Source organism: Microvirga sp. P4_G7 (assembly GCF_056401005.1).
Genome location: NZ_JBFUKD010000126.1, coordinates 1 through 7,691, shown reverse-complemented (window position 1 = coordinate 7,691; position 7,691 = coordinate 1). Strand labels below are relative to the sequence as shown.

The window sequence follows — 7,691 nt, the reverse complement described above, 5'->3', positions numbered from 1 at the left end:
CACTAGAGCGGGATCAGAAAAAGCGACTTCGGTTTCCCTGATCGCGCTCTAACATTTTGACTTCGCTGCATGAATTCCAGTGCAATTGCTCGCGTCAGGCGGGTTCATGGCTTCCCGGCAAAAACGAAAAGCCGCTCCACGGGGGGAGCGGCTTCTTATGCAATGGCGCAACCACGCCGCCGAATTAGGCGGTCTGGATGTTGCTGACGGCGATCTTGCCGGTGCGGCGGTCTTCTTCCGTATCGAAAGCGACCTTCTGACCTTCAACCAGACCACGCATGCCAGCACGCTCGAGAGCGGTGGCGTGAACGAAGACATCCTTGCTGCCGTTGTCGGGCTGAATGAAGCCGAAGCCTTTTTGGTCGTTGTAGAATTTCACGGTGCCGGTGTTCATGGCATTTCCTTTTACATAGGTGCACGTAAGCGGAGATCCACGCCAAAGCGTGTTCCCTGCTTGGTTTGTCGATGTTTCGGTAGGTGTCTGAACGCGCGCCCGGCAGTGCCTAAGCGATACGGCCCGATGATCCGGCCAAATATTCGATAAGAAATATATGGACCTCAATTGAGACAATAGCAAGCTATATCGAGAAAAATGCTCGTTTCCGCTCGACAAGACGCGGCATCGTCACGGTTTTTCATGCCTAACGCCCAAGGCCTGACTGACGCAACGTTAGAAATACGGGGCCCAAGATGGAATCTCTTCAGATTCGTCGCTCGGGGCGCCAATCCGACGGACCAAGTCCGACTCGCCCCCTATGCGATCGGTAATGACGGCGTAGCTGGGATAGCACAATGGCGCCGCGCTGTGGCAGCGTGCTGCACGGACGGTACCGAAGGAACGACGATTCGCGATGGTGGGCTATTCGAGGGGTCAGGTAACACTCGCGTTCATGCTTGCCGGCCTTGCCGGATTCGTCGATGGGATGGGCTTCATCCATCTCGGTGGGCTGTTTGTGTCGTTCATGAGCGGCAACTCGACCCGCCTCGGCGTCAGCCTCGCACAGGGGGAGTGGCGCGATGCGGCGACCGGTGCGTTGATCATCTTCCTGTTCGTCGTGGGTGCGGCTCTCGGGTCGATTCTCGCGGGCAATGGGGAGGCGTCCCGACGCCCCAGGCTCCTGCTGACGGAATCCGCGCTGCTCGGGGTTGCGGCCATCGCTCACGCGTCCGGCCTATCGTTCGCGAGCGTCGCTGCGATGGTACTCGCAATGGGCATGGAGAATGCCATCTTTCAGCGCAAGGGTGAACCGGGGATCGGCTTGACCTACATGACCGGCGCTCTGGTCCGGGTCGGACACAGAATTGCTGCGGTTCTGCGCGGCGGAACCAATACCGGCTGGGCGCCGAGTCTAGCGCTTTGGGCATCCCTCTGCTTCGGCGCGTTTCTTGGAGCCCTATGCTACGGGAAGGTCGGCCTCTATGGCCTGTGGGTGCCTTGCGTCACCGCGGCCGGGCTCGCTCTGTTTGCACGCCGCACCGACGCGCCGGAACGCTGAAGGCACAGGTTGACGTGTCGGCCTAGTGCCTGCCGAACACGAGAGTTTTTATCCCTAGCAGCCGGGCGGCATCGAAGACCAATGGCCGGAGTGCTCGGTTATGGCGGACTACGAGCGGCGGGAAAGTTGCCGGACTGGGAACGAACGTTGCAAAATTGGGAACCAGGGCGCCGGACACCCAAGAACGAAAACCACAAAACCCATATTTTTAACAGGTTAGGTGGTGAGCGCGCTGGGACTCGAACCCAGGACCCTCTGATTAAAAGTCAGATKCTCTACCGGCTGAGCTACGCGCTCGAGGGTGGGCCCGAAATAGGGGCTCTCGCATGACGGGTCAATCAAAAAGGCGGGGTTCGCCCCTTACGACAGCTCACGAGATCGAATTTCCCCACCCGATTGCGGAAAGTTGAGGAGCTGGGCGATACCGCCCCGGTTGACAATGTCCGGCTCTCCCGCGATCACCCGCCCATGATGGTCCAAGCCGGTGAAAGCCTCTGGCGGCGTTTTGCGGTGAGTTTCGCCGTTGCGGCGGTGCTGCTCGCCGRGTCGCTCTATGCCTTCGTCGCGTTCGTCGATCCCTTCGGCGTGCGGGCCTCGCCGAACCATGCCCCGACACCGATCATGGATGTGAATCAGCGGTTCATGTACCCGCAGATCATCCGCAGCGGCCGTTACGATTCGGCCGTCTTCGGGACGTCGACCGTGCGTCTCCTCGATCCCAAACAGCTCGACACGTCGTTCGGCGGCCGTTTTGCCAATCTCGGCATGAACGCGGCGACGCCGTGGGAGCAGATGCAGCTCGCGGACCTGTTTTTGCGCAGCGTGCCCGCGCCAAAGACCCTCGTCTTCGGCCTCGACACCACCTGGTGCGAGGAGGATGCCGACAAGAAGAAGCTCACCTTCCGCGCCTTTCCGCCGTGGCTCTATGACGAAAGCCGGCTGAACGATTATCCGGAATTGCTCAACTTGAACGCTCTCGAGATTGCCGGCCGCGTCGCCCTCAACCGCCTTGGTTTCATGCGGGAGCGGATACCGCCGGACGGATATGAGATCTTCGTACCGGACGAGGCCCTCTACGACCTCGATCGGGCGCGTTCCCATCTGGGACAATGGGTTCGCGGGCCCGCCCCGAAAGTACCATTCGCGTTCAAGCCGGAGGAGCAGCGTGGGCTCGTGTTTCCGGCACTCCCCTGGCTCGGGGACATGTTGGCGAAGCTTCCGGCGTCGACGTCGGTCGCCCTCGTGTTCACGCCCAACCACGTGCGCGCCCAACCCGTCCCCGGCACAAGGGACGCGGCACTCGATGCCGTTTGCAAGATGCGGATCGCCGAGATCGCCAAGGCGCATGGCGCGCTCGTCGTCGATTTCAGATATCCGTCAGCAGTCACGGAAAACGACGCCAATTATTGGGATCCGCTGCACTATCGCATCGGGATCGCGCGCCGCATCGTTGACAGCCTCAAGGATGCGGCGACGAGCGGCCAGGACAGCGCGGACGGCTTCTACAGCGTGATCAATCCTCGCCGCCCGTAGGGATGTTGTCGACGTGCTCGGCGATGCCGTCTCGCTCGCCCTTCGCCCAGCCGTCCTTGATCTCGCCGATATGGTCGGACAGTCGTCCCTCGGCGATCGCCTTGCGCAAGCCGGCCATGAGATCCTGGTAATAGGCGAGATTGTTCCAGGTCAGCAACATCATGCCGAGAATCTCGTTCGACCGCACGAGGTGGTGCAGATACGCCCGCGAATAGGTGTTCGACGCAACGCACTTCGCTTCGGTGTCCAACGGACGCATGTCTTCCGCGAACTTCGCGTTGCGCAGGTTCATGCGTCCGAAGCGCGTGAAGACCTGGCCATGGCGGCCGGCCCTGGTCGGCATCACGCAATCGAACATGTCGACCCCACGGCGCACCGACTCGACGAGATCGTCAGGCGTGCCGACCCCCATGAGGTAGCGCGGTTTGCCCGTCGGCAGATGCGGTTCGACCGTTTCGATCATGCGTAGCATCACCTCCTGCGGCTCGCCGACCGCGAGTCCTCCGATGGCGTAGCCCTTCAGGTCGAGCGCCGTGAGCTCTTTGGCGCTCTCGATACGCAAATGCTCCACCGCGCCACCTTGGACGATGCCGAACATGGCTTTGCCCGGCTGGTCGCCAAAAGCGATTTTGCAACGCTCGGCCCAGCGCAGGGACAGCCGCATGGCCTTCTCGGCAACGTCGTCCGCACACGGCAGCTTCACGCATTCGTCGAGCTGCATCTGGATGTCGGAGCCGAGCAATCCTTGAATCTCGATGGAGCGCTCCGGAGTCAGCACGTGCTTCGATCCGTCGATGTGCGACTGGAAGGTGACGCCGGTTTCGTCGATCTTGCGGAGCGACGCCAGAGACATGACCTGGAAGCCGCCGGAATCGGTCAGGATCGGATACGGCCAGTTCATGAACTGATGCAGGCCGCCGAGCCGGGCGACCCGTTCCGCTCCGGGCCGCAGCATGAGGTGGTAGGTGTTGCCTAGCACCACGTCCGCGCCCAGCGCCTTGACCTGGTCCGGATACATGGCCTTCACCGTCGCAGCGGTTCCCACCGGCATGAAGGCGGGGGTCCGGATCACGCCGCGCGGCATGCGGATTTCGCCGGTGCGCGCCGCGCCGTCGGTCTTGGAGACGGTAAAGGTGAACTGATCGGTGCTCATGAATATCCCAAATTCGTCTGTCGCCTTATCTCCGATCGGGAGCCCGAGGGAAAGCCGGCATGGGAAATTGCGGCGAGGRCCACGGCAACCAGAGGTTCATTCCCGCGCTGTCAGGCGGATCTGAACAACAGTGAAGCGTCTCCGTACGAATAGAACCGGTAATCCGCCGCGATGGCGTGTTCATAGGCCGCCTTCATGCGCTCCAGGCCGGCGAAGGCAGAGACGAGCATGAACAATGTGGATCGCGGCAGATGAAAATTAGTCATCATCACGTCCACTGCGCGGAAGCGATATCCGGGTGTGATGAAGATCGCCGTCTCATCGGAGAACGGCATGATTGTCCCGTCTTCGCGCGCGGCGCTTTCGAGAAGCCTTGCGGACGTGGTGCCGACGGCGACGATACGCCCGCCGCTTCTCCTCGCCGCGTTGAGTGCGTCTGCGGTCTCGGCGCTGACGGTCCCCCATTCGGCATGCATGCGGTGGTCCGCCGTGTCGTCGGCTTTGACCGGTAGAAACGTGCCGGCCCCCACATGGAGCGTCACGAAATGGCGCGCGATGCCACGCTCCTCGAGCCGGCGGAACAGTTCGTCGGTGAAATGAAGTCCGGCCGTGGGCGCGGCGACGGCACCCTCGTCGCGGGCATAGACCGTCTGATAATCGGCGGCGTCCCTGTCGTCCGTGGCCCGCTTACCCGCGATGTAGGGCGGCAGCGGCAATTCCCCGAACCGGGCGATCGCCTCGTCGAGCGCCGGTCCTGCGAACGAAAAGCGAAGCCCGACGTCGCCCCCCTCACCTTTCGCGACAACCTCGGCATCGAGTTGGGTCAGCTCGCACACCATGCTTTCGGAGGGTTCGCCGAAGCGGATGCGATCGCCGACATGGAGTTTCTTCGCAGGGCGTGCGAAGGCGCGCCAGGAATCGGCCCCTTCCCGCTTGTGAAGCATGATTTCGACCCGCGCAGCCGTCTCGTCCCGCACCCGCAGACCGTAGAGGCGCGATGGAATGACCTTGGTGTCATTGAGCACCAGAACGTCGCCCGGATGCAGCAGATCAGGCAGGTCCCGAACCGTCCGATCCGAGAAAGCTGCCGTCCCCGACGGGACGACAAGCATCCGCGCCGCGTCGCGCGGCTCGGATGGCCGAAGCGCGATCCGGTCCTCGGGAAGGTCGAAATCGAAGAGGTCGACGTGCATTGCGAGTTTGACCTGGAACGCCTTGCTGGCTCCTCCCCCTTGGGGGAGGAGAGATAGGCCGGTATTTGCGACTTAGGCGGCGTCGGCCTGCACCTTCATCGACACGATGGTGTCGGGATCACGAACAGGCTCGCCGCGCTTGATCTTGTCGACGTTGTCCATGCCTTCAACGACCTTGCCCCACACGGTGTACTGCTTGTCGAGGAAGCGCGCATCGTCGAAGCAGATGAAGAACTGCGAGTTGGCGGAATGCGGATAATTGGTGCGAGCCATCGAGCACACGCCACGCACGTGCGGCTCGGCATTGAACTCGGCCTGAAGATCGGGAAGGTCTGAGCCGCCGGTGCCGGTGCCATTGGGACAGCCGGTCTGCGCCATGAAGCCGTCGATGACACGATGGAAGGCGACGCCGTCATAGAAGCCCTTGCGCGCGAGCGTCTTGATCCGCTCCACGTGGTTGGGAGCGAGATCGGGACGAAGCGCAATGACGATGCGGCCCTTGGTGGTTTCCAGAACGAGCGTGTTCTCGGGGTCAGCCATGGGTTACTCCTGTATTGTTTGTTGTTTGACGAGGTTTGTCCCGGCTCACATATGCCGAGTATCGGAAAAGCGAAAGGTGAAGGGTCGACCGGCGATGGCCGCACCGAGCTCATCCGTCACGAAAAGAGGCGTGCAATGCTCGAATGTCTCCCGGACGGCACGGGTGAACGCCTCCCGCTGGTCCGCGTTTCCGCCTGCCTTGTAGTAGGTAATGCGCCGCCCGAGCACTTCCCCCGTCCGTTTGAAACTGACGAGGACAGTCATTTCCTGGCCCGAGACGTCCAACCCCCGCGGCAGACGCCAGCACGAATAGACGGCGGGGCCGATATCGGCCAGCCGGTCTATCCGCACGCGGGGACGAGGGGAATCCTGGGCCGTGGCCGGCAGCCAGAACGCGGCCGTGAGGATGGCCGCGCCCCATAGGCTGGAGAATCGGCGAAGGCGCGTCACTTCGCGTCGGCGGCGATCTGCATCTTCACGATCTTGTCCGGGCTCGTGACGAGACCGTTATTGGCAGAATCGCCCTTCTTGATCTTGTCGACCACGTCCATGCCGGCGACGACGTCTCCGAATAGGGTGTATTGGCCGGTCAGCGGGCCGCAGCCCTCGTAGCAGATGAAGAATTGGCTGTTGGCCGAATCCGGGCTCGACGAGCGGGCCATGCCGACGGAGCCACGCTTGTACTGGGTCTTGCTGAACTCGGCCGGAATGTTCGGCAGATCGGATTTGCCGGTGCCGGTCCCGGTGGGGTCGCCCGTCTGCGCCATGAACCCACCGATGACGCGGTGGAACACAACGCCGTTGTAGAAGCCACGCTTCGTCAACGCCTTGATCTGCTCCACATGCTTGGGTGCGAGATCCGGACGAAGCTGAATGGTAATACGACCGTCCTTCGTGTCGAGATAGATGGTGTTCTGCGGATCGCCGGCCTGCTGGGCGGCGGCAGGCATCAGGCTCGCGAACACAATCGCTCCGGCAACGAGCAAGCGCTTCATCGGGTAGTCTCCTTTGGTAAGACGGCCTCGTGCATGATCCGCCGAAGTGAAAACGCATCGGCGAGAAGATCATGCACCCTCTCAATATGATAGAGCGTGATCAGACGCAAAACCGCGTTCCACTTTTGCTGGTCACGCTCTAACGCCGCTTGAATTTTTGATTCAATCGCTCGACGACGAGGGCCGGCACGAAGGCCGAGACATCGCCGCCCATCGAAGCGATCTGACGCACGAGCGTGGCGGTGATGGGGCGAACGGGGGGCGAAGCGGCGAAAAACACTGTCTGCACGTCGCTCGCCATCGCCGCGTTCATGGCCGCCATTTGCATTTCGTAGTCGAGATCGGTGCCATCGCGGACGCCTCGGACGATCAGGCTCGCGCCATGGCGTTTCGCCGCCTGAACCGCGAGATCGGAGAAGGTGTGGACTTCGAGCTCTGTGCCCAGAGCCTTGGCTATGGGTCCACACGTCGCGTCCAGCAATTCCAGCCGTTCCTCTGCGGTGAAGATCGGCGTTTTGGAGGAGTGAACCCCTATCGCCACGATAAGCTTGTCGGCGATCGAGCAGGCTTGGCGCACCACGTCCAGATGGCCGTTGGTGACGGGATCGAAGCTGCCGGTGTAGAGCGCGGTACGGGTCATAAGGCTATGGCGTAGCTTGAGAATGGCGCCGGGGCAAGCGGTGCGTAGGCACACCGCCACAGACAGCGTTTTCGAGGATGATGCTTATGACCTCATAAAGGAGGGTCACATGACGTTCCGCCTTCTCGTCGTCTTCCTGAT

At 61.9% G+C, this 7,691-nt stretch carries 9 protein-coding genes and 1 tRNA gene; 2 read left to right on the top strand and 8 right to left on the bottom strand.

Annotation, left to right across the window (positions count from 1 at the left end; translation table 11 throughout):
• Positions 1 to 184: 184 nt before the first annotated feature.
• Positions 185 to 394, bottom strand: a complete 210-nt coding sequence (locus AC1DT3_RS08125) for a cold-shock protein (RefSeq protein ID WP_477464746.1) — start codon at positions 392 to 394, stop codon at positions 185 to 187.
• A 457-nt stretch (positions 395 to 851) separates the two neighbouring features.
• Here AC1DT3_RS08125 and AC1DT3_RS08120 point away from each other — a divergent pair, with 457 nt between their 5' ends.
• On the top strand, positions 852 to 1,496 hold the full coding sequence (locus tag AC1DT3_RS08120) for a YoaK family protein (protein WP_477464745.1): 645 nt from the start codon (positions 852 to 854) through the stop codon (positions 1,494 to 1,496).
• A 221-nt stretch (positions 1,497 to 1,717) separates the two neighbouring features.
• Here AC1DT3_RS08120 and AC1DT3_RS08115 read toward each other — a convergent pair.
• Positions 1,718 to 1,793, bottom strand: a tRNA-Lys gene (locus AC1DT3_RS08115).
• Between the two features lie 171 nt (positions 1,794 to 1,964).
• On the opposite strand from AC1DT3_RS08115, the gene AC1DT3_RS08110 reads away from it, so the two are divergent.
• Complete coding sequence (locus AC1DT3_RS08110) at positions 1,965 to 3,029, top strand: hypothetical protein (RefSeq protein ID WP_477464744.1); 1,065 nt, start codon at positions 1,965 to 1,967, stop codon at positions 3,027 to 3,029.
• Here AC1DT3_RS08110 and tgt read toward each other — a convergent pair.
• The 6 genes from tgt to coaD all read right to left on the bottom strand — a co-directional run bounded on the left by tgt (position 3,010) and on the right by coaD (position 7,550).
• The gene (gene tgt, locus AC1DT3_RS08105) at positions 3,010 to 4,182 is read right to left on the bottom strand and encodes a tRNA guanosine(34) transglycosylase Tgt (protein ID WP_477464743.1); all 1,173 of its coding nucleotides are present in this window, start codon (positions 4,180 to 4,182) and stop codon (positions 3,010 to 3,012) included. The two genes, AC1DT3_RS08110 and tgt, sit on opposite strands and share 20 nt — an antisense overlap.
• A gap of 110 nt (positions 4,183 to 4,292) precedes the next feature.
• Positions 4,293 to 5,375 carry a tRNA preQ1(34) S-adenosylmethionine ribosyltransferase-isomerase QueA gene (gene queA, locus AC1DT3_RS08100; protein WP_477464742.1) on the bottom strand — a complete coding sequence of 361 codons (1,083 nt, stop codon included), beginning with the start codon at positions 5,373 to 5,375 and terminating at the stop codon, positions 4,293 to 4,295.
• Between the two features lie 72 nt (positions 5,376 to 5,447).
• Positions 5,448 to 5,915: a peptidylprolyl isomerase gene (locus AC1DT3_RS08095; protein WP_477464741.1), complete on the bottom strand. Its 468-nt coding sequence runs from the start codon at positions 5,913 to 5,915 to the stop codon at positions 5,448 to 5,450.
• Between the two features lie 45 nt (positions 5,916 to 5,960).
• Positions 5,961 to 6,365 carry a hypothetical protein gene (locus AC1DT3_RS08090; RefSeq protein ID WP_477464740.1) on the bottom strand — a complete coding sequence of 135 codons (405 nt, stop codon included), beginning with the start codon at positions 6,363 to 6,365 and terminating at the stop codon, positions 5,961 to 5,963.
• A complete protein-coding gene (locus tag AC1DT3_RS08085; RefSeq protein WP_477464739.1) occupies positions 6,362 to 6,910 on the bottom strand; it encodes a peptidylprolyl isomerase in 549 nt (182 codons plus the stop codon). Before AC1DT3_RS08085 ends, AC1DT3_RS08090 begins: the two co-directional genes overlap by 4 nt.
• 139 nt (positions 6,911 to 7,049) lie before the next feature.
• On the bottom strand, positions 7,050 to 7,550 hold the full coding sequence (gene coaD / locus AC1DT3_RS08080) for a pantetheine-phosphate adenylyltransferase (RefSeq protein ID WP_477464738.1): 501 nt from the start codon (positions 7,548 to 7,550) through the stop codon (positions 7,050 to 7,052).
• Positions 7,551 to 7,691: the final 141 nt, after the last annotated feature.